Here is an 18,536-nt window from a genome sequence, read left to right on the forward strand (position 1 = left end):
CGAAGTATTGCGCATGGTTTTTTTTCTGGATGCTTAATGTCTGTGAAATGGTTCTACTTTGTTCGTCTTTTTAGCATCTCTAAAAGTTTTGTGAAGTGGGCGGGAGGAGTCGCTGTCACCTCAATCAACTCCTCAGATAGGGGATGCTGCAATTTGAGTCGCCAAGCGTGTAGTGCTTGACCAGGTAAATTTACACCCACTGAATGGCCAGAACTATAAACTGGATCGCCGACAATGGGATGACCGATTTTGCTACTGTGGACGCGAATTTGATGGGTGCGTCCAGTTTCTAATTGAAAGTGAATTAAGGTGAAGTTACCAAGGCGTTCTAATATTTTCCAGTGAGTGACGGCGACTCGTCCGCCTTGTTCGACAGGCATAACAGCCATTTTTTTGCGATCTTGGGGATGACGACCAATGGGCAAGTCGATAGTGCCACTTTCAGTTTTTGGCACACCGTAAACTATGCCCAAGTATTCTCGTCGTGCAGTTTTTGCTTTCAGTTGTGCTTGTAAATGATGATGGGCAATATCTGTTTTAGCGATCGCGATCGCACCCGTAGTATCCTTATCCAATCGATGGACAATTCCCGGACGTTGGACTCCGCCAATTCCTGGTAAATTAGGACAGTGAGCCAATAGGGCATTTACTAAAGTACCATCTGGATGACCGGGCGCAGGATGGACAACCAAGCCTGCGGGTTTATTAAGAATAAGTAACTGATCGTCTTCGTAAAGGATATCTAAGGGGATATCTTCGGCTTGCAGTTCTAAAGATTGAACTTCTGGTATTTCGAGAGTGATGCGATCGCCTAGCTTGACATTGATCTTCTTGGATGTGCAAACTCGATCGTTAAGTTGGACATTGCCCTGTTCGATTAACTGTTGGATGCGCGAACGGGATAAATCTGGTAATTCTTGGGAAAGGTAACGGTCAAGGCGATCGCCTTTGGTGTTGGTGCAGTGTATCGTACTCTTTAGGGAAAGCAAGCTAGGTGTAGCATCCTCAAGTGGAGTTGAGAAGCGATCGCCCTTGGCGTTGGCAAAGCCATCGCTATTTTCTTGGATTTGTAAATTAAATTCGGTCACAATTGCTCTAGATTATTAATTCCCCTTCTTTAAGTAAAGCGCGGAATGCTTTAAATGGCTTCTCGTCTTTCCTCTTCAGCATCCTTGGCGTTGGCGCAGCGTGTTGCAGACAAGTCTCTCATAGAGAAGGCGGTTCGTTATTCTAAATCTATAACTTCTTGCGGCAACTCAAATAAACCATCTTCTCCAGTTTCAAAGTCAATCACTTGATACACAGCATCAATATTTAACTCACCATAAATGTGAGGAAATAATTCCCCTATTTCAGCAGGTTCATAGCGAATTTCAGGTCGGACTTTTTCAGAATCAATAAAAAGTAGTACCAATTTTTTTTGATTATCAAAAAATCTTTTTGCAACTTTGAGTATTTGCGTTGATTTTGAACAGTGGATAAAACCTTCACTGTCTAAAGAATCAGCGCGATATGTACCGAGATTTTTTGCTTGTTCCCATTGTTGGCGTTTAGTAATGTGGAGAATAGTGTTCATAGAAAATCTAGGAATTACTGCATATTGTAATATTTTCAATACATCTTCTAAATTTGTAAAGTCTTTAATTACTTTGGTAGCACCTACATTTGTTAATGTAGTATCACCTATTCCAATAAAAGCAATATTCAACCGATAGGCTGCTTTGACATCCCAAACACCATCACCGACAAAAACAATTTTCTGAAATTTTTCAACTTGATAAACATTCTTTGCTTTGATAATAGCTGTTTTAATAATATCTTCTCGTGAAAGTGCATCATTAGCTGAAGCCAATGGAATGCCTTCTATTTGTAAATTAGCTTTTTGAAGTTTTAATTCAGCAGATTCACGCCAACCACCAGTTGCGAGCGCAATACACCAATCAGGGTCTAGCTGTAATTTAACTAATACATTTGCAGCACCAGGAATTTCGCTGAATAAATCTTGTTTATTAATAAATCCTTCCTGGAGTAGGCTAACAAAACGTGTTTTCAGTCTAACTATCTCTTCATCTGAAGGAAGACGTTCTAATTTTTCTTTGAAAATTTGTTGGGTAATTCCAGAATCTGTAGTGTATGCGTATTCAGACCAATTTGTATTTATACCAAAAATGCCAAATTCCAATGCAAAGGCTTGTACAAAACAATTTTCATCAATTTTGTTGGTATTTGTTAGTGTACCATCAATATCAAAAACGACTAATTGCATACGAGCGATCGCTAAATATTATTCTTTAAAATTTCATACCCAGACGACGAAATACAAAGTTTTGATTTCTGCCTTTAAGGAAGATAATTCTATAAATTAGGCGGAATACAAATATCCGGCGCGCATAAACCAGGAAATTTAAGCGTTATTACTTCAAAAGTATTCAAATCTACGCGGCGGATAGCATGATTATTGGTATCAGCAATATATAGATATGAATTCAAAACACTCAATCCCGAAGGTTCAAAAAACCGAGTGTTCTTACCTTGATCATTTTGTAAACCAGCAGAACCATCTCCCAAAACTGTTTGACAATTCCCATTAGGGCTAACTAATTTAATTTTATGATTATAAGTATCTGCCACCCACAAAAAATTCTGCGCGTATTCCACTCCTAAACAGTGTTGTAAACGGACATCTTCACCTTGTCCATCTACATCGCCAAAACCAAATAAACCGCCACTACCGCAAACAGTTCTTACTTGATACGGTTCGACAATTCCTACACTACGAATTGAACTAACTTCACTGTCAGCAATATATAATTCTTGCTCATTATTAGTAATACCGCTAGGTTGAGCAAAGGCAGATTCAGTAAGTGAACCATCAATACACGCTTCTGCACCAGTACCAGCATAAGTTTTGATGATACCAGTTTCTAAATCCATTTGCCAAATTTGATGCGGCCCAGCCATTACAATAAATAGGGTATTTCCTACTTTCACTAAATCCCAAGGAGAATTTAGTGCGGTTTCTAAACCAGCACCGCCATGAGGATGGATATTACGGCTTTGTTCGCCAGTCCCCGCAATAGTTTCGACGATTTGGCGTTTTAAATCAACTCGCCGCAGTGCATGATTTTCTGTATCAGCAACATAAAGAATCTGATTTTCGGCATCATAAGCCATTCCTTGCGGTGCAAAAAATTGTGCTTCGCTAAATGAACCATCGGTTAAGCCAGATTTTCCAGTACCAATTAAATGTAGAATTTCTCCGTCGAAACTACTCATAACTAGGCGGTGATGTCCAGAGTCAGCGATGAATAAACCCATTTGAGTAGCTAGAACTTTACCAGGAAAAGCTAAAGGTGTGATTAATGGTTGGCGCTGTTTTTCTAAAGTTAAGTTGATTTCTTGGAAATTAATTGTGCCTTTGTCTTGGTGTTGCTGAATTAACTTTTGAATCAACTCATCTAAAGTGTCACGATTTCCTTCACCAGAAATCTGGGCGATCGCATAACCTTCTGGATCGATAACTATTAATGTAGGCCAAGCACGCACAGCATACTCTTCCCAAATCCGAAAACCGCTGTCAACTACAATAGGATGTTCAATGTCGTAGCGCAGGATGGCTTGGCGAATATTTTCTGTTTCTTTTTCGTTATCAAATTTGGCAGAGTGAACGCCGATAATAGTAAGACTATCTTTATATTTTTGTTCTAAATATTTCAGGTTTGGCAGAATATGCAGACAATTGATACAGCAGTATGTCCAAAAGTCTAAAATTACGACTCTACCCTTAAGTTGTTTAAGAGACAATGGTTTATCGGTATTGAGCCAAGAGTAATTTTGTGGTAATTCTGGCGCTCTGACACGGGGAATCATACTAATTCGTAATTCGTAATTCGTAAATAATAATTTAACGTGGCTGTATTTGTTGTGAAAGGACTTGAAAAATTAACTACAACGGAGTTATCAGGCTGGGTGCAGCTAGCGAAAACCCAAGTTGAACGAGGACAAGTTGCCGATCGCATTCCGCAATTGGCTAAAGCTAATCCTGATTGGTTTGCAGTTCATATCTGCTGTAAATCTGGACACACCATCAGCTTTGGGGATACAGCTTGTGTGTTCCCGCTAATGAGTGTAATTAAGACATTTTCTCTACTTTATCTGCTAGAACATCTCAGAGCAGAAACTGTTTTCGGCTGGGTTGGGGTGGAACCATCGGATGCACCCTTCAATTCTTTAGAACAATTGATTAGCGATCGCGGCCATCCCCGCAACCCGATGATTAATAGTGGGGCAATTACTTTGTCTGATAAGTTACCAGGAAAGGACGCGAACGAACGCACTTTTTTATTTTGTCAATGGCTCAACCAATTAGCAGGTTGTCAACTAAGCTTAGATGAGGTGATGCTAGCTTCAGTGCGATTAACCCGCTCAAAAGCCAATGAAGCGATCGCAAACTATCTTGCCGAAACAGGTCATCTAAAAAATATTGAAATAGCACTTGACACCTACGAGCAAATATGCTGTATATCTGGGCGAGTTGAAGATTTAGCCGTATTAGGAAAACTGCTAGCTTGTGAAAATAGCTATTTTTCACCACAAAACCGTCGCATTGTCAACGCTGTGATGTTAACTTGTGGACTTTATGAAGCTTCTGCCAAGTTTGCAGTCAGAATTGGTCTACCGATGAAATCAGGAATTGGTGGTGGGCTTGTAGCAATAGTACCAGGAGAGGGGGCGATCGCTTGTTACAGTCCAGCTTTGGATGGTGTAGGAAATCCGGTCGCGGGTCTTGTTTTTGTTGAGGCTTTAGCACAAGAGTTGCAGTTGAGTATTTTTGGCTAAATCCTGTTTTTGAATAGGCAGAGAAATGATAAATTCTCTACCACTACCCACCTCAGATTTACAAATTAGTCGTCCTCCATGTTTTGCGACAACCATCTGATGACTAATTGAACGTGAGTTCGACAGACCTCTGCCTCTCCTAAAAGGCTACGGTGTACACAAAAGTTTTCTAAAGCTGTCCCACGTCTTGAGCTGTAATGTAAATGCATCGACTTGTTATGCCAATACATCGACTTGTTATGTAAATGCATCGACTTGTTATGCCAATACATCGACTTGTTATGCCAATACATCGACTTGTTATGCCAATACATCGACTTGTTATGCCAATACATCGACTTGTTATGCCAATACATCGACTTGTTATGCCAATACATCGACTTGTTATGTTAATGCATCGACCTGCAAAGATTAGCCCACCCTAAGTTACACCTAACTTTTCTACGTTATGTGGAAAAGCTAACGATTGACCTAACCCCCTAACCCCCTTCCCTCGCAGGGAAGGGGGAAAATTCAAAGTCTCTCTGTTTTTGGAGAGAGAAATAGAAGAAAGGTTTTCCAGATACCATGAAAATTCAGGTTTTTCGGGTAATTCAACAGAAGGAGGTGTTGGCGTTACCTCTGCTTATGGTTCTAGTGTTGGCGTAATAATTTCTGGTGCAGGAGACTCAATAATCTCTGGCAGCGTTGGTGGCAAACTAGGAGATGGGGCAACTGTTACTTGGGGAGTAGGTGTCTTGGTCGTTCGACGGTTAAAAAATCCGCCAAATCTAGATTTTGTTGGTTGAGGCGCAACTTTTTCGGGTAACGGTGTTGATTCGGGAGTTGGCGTTACCTCTGGCTGTGCTTGTGGTGTTGGCGTAATAATTTCTGGTGTTGGAGACTCAATAATCTCTGGCAGTGTCGGTGGCAAACTAGGAGATGGTGCAACTGGTGCTTCTGGGGTAGGAACTTTACCAGCCCCACGGTTAAAAAATCCACCAAATCTAGGTTTTGTTGGCTGAGGCGTTACTTTTTCAGGTAACGGTGTTGATTCGGGAGTTGGTATTACCTCTGGCTGTGGTTCTGGTGCTGGGGACTCAATAATTTCTGGTGGTATTGGAGACAAGCTGGGAGTTGGTGTAGCCGTGGGAACTTCTAATTTTGGTTGTTCTGGCTGTGTTTTGGATTTTTCTGGAATTTCAGTTTCCGGAATCGGCTGTTTTTCTACCTTGGGCTGTGTTGGGGGTGTTTTTTCCACAGAAGGTGTGGGTGTGGGTTTAGGTGCAAGTTTATAATTCGGGTCTACAATAGGGCGCACCTCATCTGCTGTGAGTTCTCCTCTGACAATTCTCGACAAAGTGTCTTTACCCTTTGGCTGGTAGTCAATCAATCTAACTGTAGTATTAAAAGCATTTTTGACAGCATTTCCCTGATTATCGATAAATTCTAGTTTTACCCAGTTTTTCCCTGGACGGAAGCCTTTAAGATAAACTGCCTGCCAGCGATCGAAAATAAAGCTTTCACCATTAATAGTGGAGCGAATGCGCCAATCACTGAACTCGTCGTTGGGGTTTTCCTTACCAACAAGGTGCAGAGGAGCGTTAGTTAGGTAAAAGTCCAGTAAGATTGGTTCTGCCCCGTAGCTACTTTGAGGACGGCTGTAAGTTAGCAGGGGTAATTTAGGATCTGGGGTGTTGTCGTCGGTTTTGGTGAAGACGTGAAATGTTGTTTGGGCATAAGCGCCTTCATTCTTAAAGCTTTCATGCCAAGGACGAGAGGCAAAGACGCGCAGGGTATGACTACCTGGAGACAAGTCTGGCAAAACTAAAGGCTGATTCAGGTCGTAAACAGGTATATAAGGTTGATTATCCAGAATTACGTGTAAATGTGGCCCCAGTTGTAATTGTGGGTCTTTAAATATTGGTAGATCCTTAACCTGAAAACTAACTGTAACTTTGTTGTCTTGAAGAACTTCATCAAATTTTGGAGTAACAATTGTCACTTGTGGCTGATAAACTTCCAAAATTGGACGCAGTTCTTGAATAACAGATGGAGGGGAAACTTCCGAAAATTGCTTTGAAATTTGAGAAATCTTTGGAGAGTTTTCTTTATAGGCAGTAGATACTTCCTGGCTGTCGGCTTTCTCGCCGCAACTGGTCAAGCTTAATACCAGCACTAATATCATTACCCACCTGAGAATCGGGAACCTCTGAGGGAGGAACTTCTCTAACACCCTTTTCTGCCACGAGTTCATGCGCTGCACCCAGTGATAGTCTTTGACAATTGACAGATTATTTTGGCTCAAACTGTCCATCTGGAACTATAGCCCAAAAGGTGAAATCTGCCTTACATCCTATAAGTTTTCCTTTATGTCTCATAAAATTTTAAAATTAAGTCATATTCTTTACAGTGTTTTACTTGCAAAAATTGAAATATGACATAAATGTTCATGAGTAATCGCAGTAAAAGTTGGGACATCCGCTACATACAGCCAAACCATAAATTTTACGAATTGTTATTCTTTGTAAATTAAATAGTTAAACTATTGACTTTTGGACAAAAAGTTTGAAGTTAAAAGCCAGTTAAGGCATGAATTTCAGCAATATTTGAGCAAGTTTGAATTATTGTTAAAATATCTCCAACAATGTACAAGTGAAGACTTTATAATTCAACGAGAAACAACAATCCACATAGGTCTTCATCGCGGCTTCAGTACAATTCTGGAATTTGCGGTAATGGTTAATTTTGTGGTATTCATGATTCCTCATTCCTTATCAAGAGAGGAGGTCGAATGACAATAAGTCCTCCGGAGCGAGAGGAAAAAAAGGCAAGAGTAATCGTCGATAATGACCCAGTTCCAACCTCATTCGAGAGATGGGCGCAACCTGGACACTTTGACAGATCCTTAGCCAGAGGTCCCAAAACCACCACATGGATTTGGAACCTGCACGCACTCGCCCATGATTTTGATACACATACAAGCGATTTAGAAGACATCTCCCGCAAGATATTCTCAGCCCACTTCGGCCACCTGGCTGTAGTGACAATCTGGTTGAGTGGGATGATTTTCCACGGCGCGAAGTTTTCTAACTACGAAGCTTGGCTAAGTGACCCGTTAAACGTTAAGCCTAGCGCTCAAGTCGTTTGGCCCATTGTCGGACAAGACATTTTAAACGGTGATGTTGGCGGTGGTTTCCACGGTATTCAAATCACCTCCGGTTTGTTCCAAGTATGGCGTGGTTGGGGGATTACCAACTCATTCCAGCTTTACTGCACAGCGATCGGTGGATTGGTATTAGCAGGCTTGTTCCTATTTGCCGGCTGGTTCCACTACCACAAACGCGCTCCTAAACTGGAATGGTTCCAGAATGTGGAATCGATGCTAAATCACCACCTGCAAGTACTGCTAGGTTGTGGTTCCTTGGGATGGGCAGGTCACTTAATCCACGTGTCCGCACCGACCAACAAGCTTTTGGATGCAGGCGTTGCTATAAAAGACATACCCTTGCCCCACGAGTTCATCTTGAACAAAGACTTGTTGACCGAACTGTACCCTGGCTTTGCAGCTGGTTTAGCACCTTTCTTCACCTTGAACTGGGGTCAGTATGCTGACTTCCTCACCTTCAAGGGCGGTCTGAACCCGGTAACAGGCGGCTTGTGGTTGACTGATATTTCTCATCACCACTTAGCGATCGCAGTTCTCTTTATCATTGCTGGTCATCAGTACCGAACCAACTGGGGTATTGGTCACAGCATTAAAGAGATCCTAGAAAACCATAAAGGTCCTTTCACCGGTGAAGGTCACAAAGGTCTCTACGAAAACCTGACCTCATCTTGGCACGCTCAGTTGGCAACTAACCTCGCCTTCCTGGGTTCGTTGACCATCATCATCGCGCATCACATGTACGCGATGCCCCCCTATCCATATTTGGCAACTGATTACGCTACACAGTTGTGCATATTCACTCACCATATTTGGATCGGTGGCTTCTTAATCGTTGGTGGAGCAGCTCACGCTGCCATCTTCATGGTGCGCGATTACGATCCAGTTGTGAATCAAAACAACTTGCTCGATCGGGTAATTCGTCACCGGGATGCGATCATTTCTCATCTAAACTGGGTGTCTATATTCCTCGGCTTCCACAGCTTTGGACTGTACATCCACAACGACACGATGCGTGCATTGGGTCGTCCCCAAGACATGTTCTCTGATACGGCAATTCAATTGCAGCCAGTATTTGCCCAGTGGATACAAAATATCCACGCTTTGGCTCCTGGTACAACTGCACCCAATGCCCTAGAACCAGTTAGCTATGTCTTTGGCGGCGGTGTATTGGCTGTTGGCGGGAAAGTGGCAGCTGCACCCATTGCTTTAGGGACAGCGGACTTCCTAATTCACCACATTCACGCTTTCACCATTCACGTCACCGTCCTAATTCTGCTCAAAGGTGTGCTGTTTGCCCGTAGCTCTCGTCTGATTCCAGACAAAGCAAACCTGGGCTTCCGCTTCCCCTGCGACGGGCCTGGTCGTGGCGGTACTTGTCAAGTGTCTGGTTGGGATCACGTATTCCTCGGACTTTTCTGGATGTACAACTCCCTGTCTATTGTAATTTTCCACTTCAGCTGGAAGATGCAATCAGATGTTTGGGGAACCGTAGATGCAGATGGTGTTGTGACTCACATCACTGGTGGTAACTTTGCTCAAAGCGCCATCACGATCAATGGTTGGTTGCGTGATTTCTTGTGGGCACAAGCGACACAAGTCATCAACTCCTACGGCAGTGCGCTATCTGCTTATGGACTTATGTTCTTAGGCGCTCACTTTGTTTGGGCATTCAGCTTGATGTTCCTGTTCAGTGGTCGTGGCTACTGGCAAGAATTAATTGAGTCCATTGTTTGGGCGCATAATAAACTGAAAGTAGCACCATCAATTCAGCCTCGCGCTTTGAGCATTATTCAAGGTCGGGCGGTAGGGGTAGCTCACTACCTATTAGGTGGAATTGCTACTACTTGGGCATTCTTCCATGCACACATCCTTTCAGTAGGGTAGCAATCAGGAAATTTTGGATTTGAAATTTTAGATTTTGGATTGAATCCAAAATCTAAAATCCAAAATTCAACTGGTATTTGATGGCTAAAGGTCAGAGGATTTATTAAACCTATGGCGACAAAATTTCCGAAATTTAGCCAGGATCTCGCACAGGACCCGACGACTCGTCGGATATGGTATGCGATCGCTACAGGCAACGACTTTGAAACCCATGATGGCATCACAGAGGAAAATCTTTACCAAAAGATTTTCGCAACTCACTTCGGTCACTTGGCAATCATCTTCCTGTGGGCATCCAGCCTCCTGTTCCACGTAGCCTGGCAAGGTAACTTTGAACAGTGGATTAAAGATCCCCTTCACATCCGTCCCATCGCCCATGCGATTTGGGACCCCCACTTTGGTAAACCAGCGATCGAAGCTTTTACCCAAGCTGGCGCTAGTAATCCCGTAAACATTACCTATTCTGGTATCTACCACTGGTGGTATACCATCGGGATGCGGACGAACAGCGAACTATACAACGGTTCAGTATTCCTATTACTGTTAGCAGCTGTACTCTTGTTTGCTGGTTGGCTGCACTTGCAACCCAAGTACCGTCCTAGCTTGGCATGGTTTAAAAGCGCAGAACATCGCCTAAACCACCACCTAGCAGGTCTGTTTGGTGTTAGTTCCCTGGCTTGGGCTGGTCACTTAATTCACGTTGCTATCCCCGAAGCTCGCGGTCAGCACGTAGGTTGGGATAACTTCCTGAATACCCCACCCCACCCAGCAGGTTTGACACCATTCTTTACAGGCAACTGGGGTGTTTACGCTCAAAACCCTGACACTCCTGGGCATATATTCAGCACATCCCAAGGTGCAGGAACTGCAATTCTGACTTTCTTGGGTGGTTTCCATCCCCAGACAGAAGCTTTGTGGCTGACTGACATAGCTCACCACCATTTGGCGATCGCAGTTATCTTCATTGTTGCTGGTCATCAGTACCGGACTAACTTTGGAATTGGTCATAGCATCAAAGAAATGCTGAACTCCAAATCCGGTTTAGTACCAGGTACCAATAGTGAAGGTCAGTTCAACCTGCCTCACCAAGGGTTGTATGACACCTATAACAATTCACTGCACTTCCAGTTAGGTATTCACCTAGCTGCTCTGGGAACCATCACCTCTCTGGTGGCACAGCACATGTACGCCATGCCTCCTTATGCATTTATTGCAAAGGACTACACAACTCAGGCAGCGTTGTACACGCACCACCAATACATTGCTGGTTTCCTGATACTTGGTGCTTTTGCTCACGGAGCTATATTTTGGGTACGTGATTACGACCCAGAACAAAACAAGGGCAACGTCCTTGAGCGCGTATTGAAGCATAAAGAAGCGATTATCTCCCACCTTAGCTGGGTATCCCTTTTCTTAGGCTTCCACACCCTCAGCTTGTACGTCCACAATGATGTAGTGGTTGCCTTCGGTACTCCTGAAAAGCAAATCTTGATTGAGCCAGTGTTTGCTCAGTTCGTCCAAGCTGCTAACGGTAAGGTACTGTACGGTTTAGATGCTTTGCTATCTAACCCAGATAGTATTGCTTACACAGCATGGCCCAACTATGCTAACGTTTGGTTGCCAGGTTGGTTAGATGCTATCAATGCTGGTACTAACTCCCTGTTTTTGACAATTGGTCCTGGTGACTTCTTGGTACACCATGCGATCGCTTTAGGTCTGCACACCACCACCTTGATCTTGGTCAAAGGTGCTTTGGATGCCCGTGGTTCTAAGCTGATGCCCGATAAAAAGGACTTCGGCTATGCCTTCCCTTGCGACGGTCCCGGTCGTGGCGGTACTTGCGACATCTCAGGTTGGGATTCCTTCTACCTCGCTGCGTTCTGGATGCTCAACACCCTTGGTTGGGTTACGTTCTACTGGCATTGGAAGCATTTAGGTATTTGGCAAGGCAACGTAGCTCAGTTCAATGAGAACTCTACATATCTCATGGGCTGGTTCCGCGATTACCTCTGGGCTAACTCTGCTCAGTTGATTAACGGTTACAACCCTTATGGCGTGAATAACCTGTCTGTCTGGGCTTGGATGTTCTTGTTTGGACACCTAGTTTGGGCAACTGGCTTCATGTTCTTAATCTCCTGGAGAGGCTACTGGCAAGAGTTGATTGAAACCCTTGTTTGGGCACACGAACGCACTCCTCTAGCTAACCTAGTTCGCTGGAAAGACAAGCCCGTGGCTCTGTCTATCGTTCAAGGTCGTGTAGTTGGTCTAGCTCACTTTGCAGTTGGTTATGTTGTAACTTACGCTGCATTCTTGATTGCTTCTACCGCTGGTAAGTTCGGTTAATTCGGCTGCTAGTTTTGTAGATAAGTAATAAAAATCCCCTGCCGTAAGGTGGGGGTTTTTTTGTTAAATTGATTAAGTTTAAAATTACAGTAATAGAAGTTAAAAATACTATAAAAATAAGTGGAAATAAAGTGCAATTTCAACAAAAATCTATTCTCAAAGAAAGTTGGTGGCTGATGTGGTGTAGTTTTCCTAACTTAAATTGGGCCAGGTTAAGAACTTACGATGATTTCTCCGCTGAGATATTAGATTGTGATGGTTCTAAATACACATTTTCTAATGAAGAAGAAGCACGTTACTTCTTAATGGAGGATGAATATACACAATTTGAATCACTTGATCAAGAAGATGAACAAGAACTCGGTATCCCGTTGTGTTTCATACAGATACCGGAAGGAAAAAACGAAAACGAATTAATAGAAAAAATGTATGTAAAACAAACCGAAATACGAAATGAACACTAAACTTGTTGAATCACTGTTGCAAGTAATTCTATCTCTCTCTGATGAAGAGCGATCGCTTTTGAAAGAAAAGCTATTTTTCGATGAATCAGAGCCTTCAACTGATGAGCTAGTGCTACTTGCCCAGAATGGAGGAGCCTTTAACTTTCTTGAAAATGAACCAGATATATACTCACTTGACGACGGAGAACCTATCTAATGTCTCTCCAAAAAGGTGATATCGTCTTAGTTCCATTTCCATTTACAGACTTGAGTGGAACAAAGCTACGCCCTGGTTTAGTTTTATGGATAGACACTATAGGCGATGATGTCACTTTATGTTTTATTTCATCTCAAAACATAAGTAGTTTGAGTCCAGAAGAGTTTATCTTAGAACCTTCAGATCCAGATTTTACTAGTACTGGATTACGGGTTGCTTCTAAAGTTAGGGTGACTCGAATAACTACCATAGAGCGTAGACTAATCACCAGAAGAATAGGTAAATTGGGAACAAGTCAAGTTCAGCAGTTGAATTCAGTGATTCTTCAAGCTCTGAAAATTACATAATTTCAAGTATGTTATGAAGCTAGTGAAAACTGTGTAGTTTACCGCCGTAGTCATCGCCTAAAATTAACTTAGCGATCGCCAGCTATGAGCATAATAATCTACAAGGACTCACTGGAAATCCTGGTTATGGTGAAGTTGCTTGTATTATGAAAAAACGAATTTCAGTAGAAAAATATTCAGCAGTAATCTCAATTATTATCTGTTGTGACAATCGAATTGTTTGGCGGCAAGTTTGTGCTGAGGAACCCCTCAAAGGTTGTCTTGTAGTGGCAGACGAAATACAAACGCGAATCAGGCGATCGCAGTGATAGTATATATGGAAAATCAGGGGAGTTATCAGGTGTCTGTTCCCGAAATTACTGAAAAGCTATTAGCAGCAAAACAAGAGAAAGGATTAAGCTTTGCCGATTTAGAAAAAATTCTCGGACGGGATGAAGTCTGGATTGCTGCTGTCATCTACCGTCAAGCTAGTGCTTCCCCAGAAGAAGCTAAGTTACTAATCGAAGCATTAGGGCTAGGCCCAATTTATATTAATGAGTTGACTGAATATCCTGTCAAAGGATTAGGCCCAGTTGTCCCAACTGACCCACTGATTTATCGTTTCTACGAAATTATGCAGGTGTACGGATTCCCGCTTAAAGCCGTGATTCACGATAAATTTGGCGATGGAATTATGAGCGCCATTGACTTTACTTTAGATGTAGAGAAAGAAGAAGACCCCAAAGGCGATCGCGTTAAAATCATTATGTCTGGGAAATTTCTACCATACAAAAAATGGTAGTATTTCAATAACATCAAAACAAGTTATAACTATAAAACTGATATTACTTGATAAATCTTGCAAGAACAACCAATAACGCCACCTAAAGAAATAATTATTAATCCCTCTTATACTCAGCAGAACAGAGCCGCATATTTAGGTGATAGTCTGAAACTGATTAAGTTTATTGATGATAATAGTGTTGATTTAATTCTCACCTCACCGCCATTTGCACTCACCCGAAAAAAAGAATACGGTAACGAAACTGCCGAAAAATATATCGAGTGGTTTCTACCTTTTGCATCCGAATTTAAAAGAGTACTGGCAGATAATGGCTCATTCGTACTAGATTTAGGCGGCGCTTACTTACCTGGTAATCCCGTGCGGAGTATTTACCAATACGAACTTTTAGTCAAATTATGCAAAGAAGTAGGTTTCTTTCTTGCTCAAGAATTTTACCACTATAATCCGGCTCGACTGCCAACCCCTGCTGAGTGGGTGACAATCAGGCGGATTCGTGTGAAAGATTCTGTAAATACAGTTTGGTGGTTGTCTAAAACACCCAATCCTAAAGCAGATAACAGAAAAGTATTAAAACCCTATAGCCAGAGTATGAAACAGTTACTCCTCAATGGCTATAAAGCAAAAATACGTCCTAGTGGACATGATATTTCTGATAAATTTCAAAAAGATAATCAAGGTGCAATTTTGCCGAATTTGCTAGAAATTGCTAATACTGAATCGAATAGTGCTTATTTACGACGCTGCAAAACAGCAGAAATTAGACCCCATCCAGCACGCTTTCCTCAAGGGTTCGTCGAGTTCTTCATCAAATTTTTAACTGATGAAGGTGATATGGTATTAGATCCATTTGCAGGTTCTAATACAACTGGCTTTGTTGCTGAAACTCTGCAACGCCGATGGATATCTTTTGAAATTAATGAAAATTATGTAATGGGAAGTCGTTATCGATTTAGCCAATAACCAAATTAAGTAAAGAGTCAAGAGTGAGAAGTTATTAAAATTTATAACTCATAACTCTTAACTCTTAACTTCTAACTACTTACTCAAATTTCTCCATTCACTTGCATTTGATGAACTCGATCGGCTAGCTCTTGACGACCTCGATCATCTAGTTTATCAATAGCTAACATCCCCATCAGAATAACTTCTTTCAGGGTCAAACGTGTGGAATGTGCCTGTTTTTGCACAATCTCTTTAATAATGGGACTGACACCAATCGCTGTACTAGCTCTAGCCACAGAAGAAAAGGAAACACTAATGATTCAGCCTAAATCTTAGCACTTTCAATGAGGTTATTCTCTAGAGCTAAAACTTAATTTAAGTGTGTTTCAACTCATACTTCAAGGAGTAGACATAAATTTGAAATTACGTATAGTGAGTTATCAAATTTTCAGTATGGCAAACCTGATACTTGCTCATTGAGGACACGTTATCGTATGATATCAATATTCTCAAAAGTTAGAATTTTGGCTATTTTTTCCAAAATTTCCACTAAGTTCTCAATTGTCATATTGAAGATACGAGCTAATTTTGATATAGCAGGGAAGTCAACTGTTGTCGTTTTGTGACGACGCGCATAACTTGTAACTCTGCTGCAAATTACCTCACAATGGTCAGAAGCTTCTTTTAGTGACCACACTTTCACTTGTGCTAGTTATCGAAGCTGTAATCTGAACTAATCACATCTTTAATAACTAGCCAACTCTCATGCGATCGCGACTATTAACTGAAATCTAGAAACCTAAAATCTGATGTTTATTTCACATATTAGCAACATCAAAAGCAAAAACCTTTGTTCTGAGATCCTCAAAAATAACTCACTAATCGCCAGTTTGCAAACCTGGTTATATTTGTGATAACTGAGTTAGAAAAAGCGAGCGGCTGATGAGAACAGTGCTTTCAGCAGAAGTATTCGCACAAATAAGACTTGTATACCACCGGGAAAACCCTACTTTAAAGAGATCGTAAATTGTCATATATAATCTCATGAACACGCTTTACAGAAATATACAGCGTAAATAAAAATAATAACTTAACCAAAGTAAAATTTTCCTGAATACAGCCAATTAATGCCGTCATAAGGAAAAGCAGTGAGTAGAGGAGAGAGAAAGCGATGAGGGACCCTTATCTGTTGGCAGCAGGCTTGTTAACAGGATTAGCAATACCAGCATCGGCTCTTCCACATCTGTCAATTGTCCTGCCAGAAAGTTCTAGATTCCTGTGGGATTTAAAACAGGGTTCGCAGACGATAGTCAGTACAAAAATTATCAATAGCGTCGATCTCTCCTTACCCGAACTCAGCTCTCAAGCGTTCCAACCCCTAAAAAGTTCGCAGCCAATAGTAAGTGAGAAAAACGTCCCTAGCGTACCAGAATTCAGCAGTCAGGGATTACCAGTATCAACAGAGTCATCACTCAACCCCAGCACCCAAGCAACTAGCCTCTTATTGACATCTGGAAATCAACTTTACTACCAAAGATTGGCAGCTCTGAAAACAGGTCAGATTTATACACGCGTAGATAGTGATAATTTGCAATCATTGTGGGAGTCGATCAAGAAACGTCAACTAACTTATGACGACTGGAAAAGTTTATTAGCTTTAGAAGCAAGAGCGATCGCTCAAGGTCAAGGTGCCAATCATCTAAGTATTTTAGTTGGTGATTCTTTGAGCATGTGGTTTCCCAGAGAAAAACTGCCTGCTGGTAAATTGTGGCTGAATCAAGGCATATCTGGAGATACTTCTAGTGGCGTTTTAAAAAGATTGGGGGCATTTTCAGCAACGCGGCCAGATGTTATTTACATTATGGCTGGGATTAACGATCTACGAAAAGGCGCTAGTGATGAAACAATTTTGTATAATTATCGCCGGATTGTCCGGCGTTTACGCCAGACTCACCCCAAAGCTCAAATCATTGTCCAATCAATTTTGCCTACTCGTTTACCAAAAATTTCCAATAGCCGTATTCGTCACCTCAACATCCAACTAACCGCGATCGCTAGACAAGAAGGTGCTAATTATCTCAATATTTATAGCTGGTTTACGGATATGGAAGGCAATTTGCGCCCAGAGTTGACCACAGATGGGTTGCACCTGTCTCAAGAGGGATATGATGTGTGGCGAACGGCACTACAGCAGATAGAATACACACTCACTCAGCGTGAGAATTGAGCGATCGTGCCGACACTAAAAGCGATGTCTACGATGGGCTGCGCCTATGCAATTTTTTAATTTATGGAAGTTACTGAAACTGATGCCATCAACATACGTTCTGTAATTGAATACCAATTAGCAGCCTTTAAAAAAGATGATGCCCAAGGCGCTTTTGCCTTTGCTAGTCCGGCGATTCAGGCGCAATTTGAAACCCCAGAAAATTTTATACAGATGGTAAAGACAAGTTATCCAGCAGTATACCGTCCTCGTTCTGTCTTTTTTGAGAAAATAACAACCATCCAGGGAAACATCACTCAACCAGTGCTGCTACTTGCTCCTGATGGAGTCCCGTTGAGGGCTTTATATTTTATGGAAAAACAGCCCAATAATATCTGGAGAATTAACGGTTGCTTTCTAGTTTCTCTAGATGGTAAATAAACTCTATATTTATAGAACTAAAATCCTATACTTTAACCCCCAAGGCTTCCCTATTTAAAACCTGATTTAACTTACCGCTACGATAACCTTCTAAATCTAAGGTTACGTAGATAAATCCAAAATCTTGAAATGCCGAAACTAGTGTTTGTAAATCGTTAGTTAATACAAACTCTTTGATTTGTTCTGGTGGTAATTCAATACGTGCTGTATCCCCTTCCGATCGCACGCGTAAATTCTGCCAACCTAGCTTTCGCAGATAAATTTCTCCTCTACCAACTCGTTGCAACTTAGCGACAGTAATTTCTTCACCGTAAGGAAACCGGGAACTGAGACAAGGTTGAGCAGGTTTATCCCACCAAGGTAAACCGAGTTGTTGCGAAAGTTGGCGAACTTCAACTTTAGTGACACCCACTTCAGCTAAAGGCGATCGCGCCCCTCTCTCTTTCGCCGCCTGAATTCCTGGGCGATAATCATGCAAATCATCAGCATTTACCCCATCCACCACATAAGGATAACCCAACTCTAAAGCTAAAGGTTTGAGGGTATCGTGCAACTCACTTTTGCAAAAATAACAGCGGTTAACCGGGTTAGAAGTGTAATTGGGATTTTCCATCTCGTGAGTCTGGACGATTTTATGAGGAATCCCAATTGTTGCAGCTTGAATTTTGGCGTCTTCCAATTCTTCTGGTAACAGTGAAGGAGAAACAGCAGTGACAGCCAAAGCGCGATCGCCCAACGCATCATAAGCAATTTTGGCAACCAAAGTGCTATCAACGCCCCCAGAGTAGGCAATCAACGCCTGCTCCATTTCTGTAAATAAGGCTTTTAATTGCTCAAATTTTTCTGTCAGCATCATTTCCCAATCCTGCCAAAACCTTACAGCACCCAATCATTTATATTGTAGTCATTGGTCATTGGGAAAGACTTGTTAAAAGGTTCTCA

At 41.9% G+C, this 18,536-nt stretch carries 17 protein-coding genes and 1 pseudogene; 11 read left to right on the forward strand and 7 right to left on the reverse strand.

Annotated features, from left to right (window positions below; translation table 11 throughout):
- Positions 1–53: 53 nt before the first annotated feature.
- The 4 genes and pseudogenes from NSTC731_RS14570 to NSTC731_RS14585 form a co-directional block, all read right to left on the reverse strand.
- Complete coding sequence (locus tag NSTC731_RS14570) at positions 54–968, reverse strand: RluA family pseudouridine synthase (RefSeq protein WP_445632094.1); 915 nt, start codon at positions 966–968, stop codon at positions 54–56.
- A gap of 257 nt (positions 969–1,225) precedes the next feature.
- A complete protein-coding gene (locus NSTC731_RS14575; RefSeq protein ID WP_445632095.1) occupies positions 1,226–1,576 on the reverse strand; it encodes a DUF952 domain-containing protein in 351 nt (116 codons plus the stop codon).
- Between the two features lie 120 nt (positions 1,577–1,696).
- Positions 1,697–2,266 (reverse strand): annotated as a pseudogene (locus NSTC731_RS14580) (HAD family hydrolase); the annotation flags it as partial.
- 89 nt (positions 2,267–2,355) lie between these two features.
- On the reverse strand, positions 2,356–3,870 hold the full coding sequence (locus NSTC731_RS14585; protein WP_445631429.1) for a thioredoxin-like domain-containing protein: 1,515 nt from the start codon (positions 3,868–3,870) through the stop codon (positions 2,356–2,358).
- Between the two features lie 39 nt (positions 3,871–3,909).
- Here NSTC731_RS14585 and glsA point away from each other — a divergent pair, with 39 nt between their 5' ends.
- Complete coding sequence (gene glsA / locus NSTC731_RS14590; RefSeq protein ID WP_445631430.1) at positions 3,910–4,839, forward strand: glutaminase A; 930 nt, start codon at positions 3,910–3,912, stop codon at positions 4,837–4,839.
- A gap of 625 nt (positions 4,840–5,464) precedes the next feature.
- Here glsA and NSTC731_RS14595 read toward each other — a convergent pair.
- Positions 5,465–7,075: a hypothetical protein gene (locus NSTC731_RS14595; protein ID WP_445632096.1), complete on the reverse strand. Its 1,611-nt coding sequence runs from the start codon at positions 7,073–7,075 to the stop codon at positions 5,465–5,467.
- 537 nt (positions 7,076–7,612) lie between these two features.
- Between NSTC731_RS14595 and psaA the strand changes: the two genes are divergently transcribed.
- The 8 genes from psaA to NSTC731_RS14635 all read left to right on the forward strand — a co-directional run bounded on the left by psaA (position 7,613) and on the right by NSTC731_RS14635 (position 14,965).
- Entirely contained in the window at positions 7,613–9,871 is a 2,259-nt protein-coding gene (gene psaA / locus NSTC731_RS14600; RefSeq protein WP_445631431.1) for a photosystem I core protein PsaA, read from the forward strand.
- Positions 9,872–9,982: 111 nt separating this feature from the next.
- Entirely contained in the window at positions 9,983–12,214 is a 2,232-nt protein-coding gene (gene psaB, locus NSTC731_RS14605; RefSeq protein WP_445631432.1) for a photosystem I core protein PsaB, read from the forward strand.
- 68 nt (positions 12,215–12,282) lie between these two features.
- Entirely contained in the window at positions 12,283–12,678 is a 396-nt protein-coding gene (locus tag NSTC731_RS14610) for a hypothetical protein (protein WP_445631433.1), read from the forward strand.
- Positions 12,668–12,874, forward strand: a complete 207-nt coding sequence (locus tag NSTC731_RS14615; RefSeq protein ID WP_322711119.1) for a hypothetical protein — start codon at positions 12,668–12,670, stop codon at positions 12,872–12,874. The genes NSTC731_RS14610 and NSTC731_RS14615 overlap by 11 nt, the downstream gene beginning before the upstream one ends.
- Positions 12,874–13,221, forward strand: a complete 348-nt coding sequence (locus NSTC731_RS14620; RefSeq protein WP_445631434.1) for a type II toxin-antitoxin system PemK/MazF family toxin — start codon at positions 12,874–12,876, stop codon at positions 13,219–13,221. Before NSTC731_RS14615 ends, NSTC731_RS14620 begins: the two co-directional genes overlap by 1 nt.
- Before the next feature lie 146 nt (positions 13,222–13,367).
- The gene (locus tag NSTC731_RS14625; RefSeq protein ID WP_445631435.1) at positions 13,368–13,529 is read left to right on the forward strand and encodes a hypothetical protein; all 162 of its coding nucleotides are present in this window, start codon (positions 13,368–13,370) and stop codon (positions 13,527–13,529) included.
- A gap of 32 nt (positions 13,530–13,561) precedes the next feature.
- Positions 13,562–14,002, forward strand: a complete 441-nt coding sequence (cynS, locus tag NSTC731_RS14630; RefSeq protein ID WP_445632097.1) for a cyanase — start codon at positions 13,562–13,564, stop codon at positions 14,000–14,002.
- A gap of 72 nt (positions 14,003–14,074) precedes the next feature.
- Positions 14,075–14,965, forward strand: a complete 891-nt coding sequence (locus tag NSTC731_RS14635) for a DNA-methyltransferase (RefSeq protein WP_445632098.1) — start codon at positions 14,075–14,077, stop codon at positions 14,963–14,965.
- An 83-nt stretch (positions 14,966–15,048) separates the two neighbouring features.
- On the opposite strand, the gene NSTC731_RS14640 is transcribed toward NSTC731_RS14635, so the two are convergent.
- Positions 15,049–15,243: a hypothetical protein gene (locus tag NSTC731_RS14640; protein WP_094342069.1), complete on the reverse strand. Its 195-nt coding sequence runs from the start codon at positions 15,241–15,243 to the stop codon at positions 15,049–15,051.
- 875 nt (positions 15,244–16,118) lie between these two features.
- Between NSTC731_RS14640 and NSTC731_RS14645 the strand changes: the two genes are divergently transcribed.
- Both NSTC731_RS14645 and NSTC731_RS14650 read left to right on the forward strand, forming a co-directional pair.
- Positions 16,119–17,174 (forward strand): SGNH/GDSL hydrolase family protein, encoded by a 1,056-nt coding sequence (locus tag NSTC731_RS14645; RefSeq protein WP_445631436.1) that lies wholly within the window; start codon positions 16,119–16,121, stop codon positions 17,172–17,174.
- A 63-nt stretch (positions 17,175–17,237) separates the two neighbouring features.
- On the forward strand, positions 17,238–17,594 hold the full coding sequence (locus NSTC731_RS14650) for a DUF4864 domain-containing protein (RefSeq protein WP_445631437.1): 357 nt from the start codon (positions 17,238–17,240) through the stop codon (positions 17,592–17,594).
- Between the two features lie 25 nt (positions 17,595–17,619).
- On the opposite strand, the gene larE is transcribed toward NSTC731_RS14650, so the two are convergent.
- Positions 17,620–18,447, reverse strand: a complete 828-nt coding sequence (gene larE / locus NSTC731_RS14655) for an ATP-dependent sacrificial sulfur transferase LarE (protein ID WP_445632099.1) — start codon at positions 18,445–18,447, stop codon at positions 17,620–17,622.
- Positions 18,448–18,536: the final 89 nt, after the last annotated feature.

It is taken from the genome of Nostoc sp. DSM 114167, assembly GCF_052692655.1.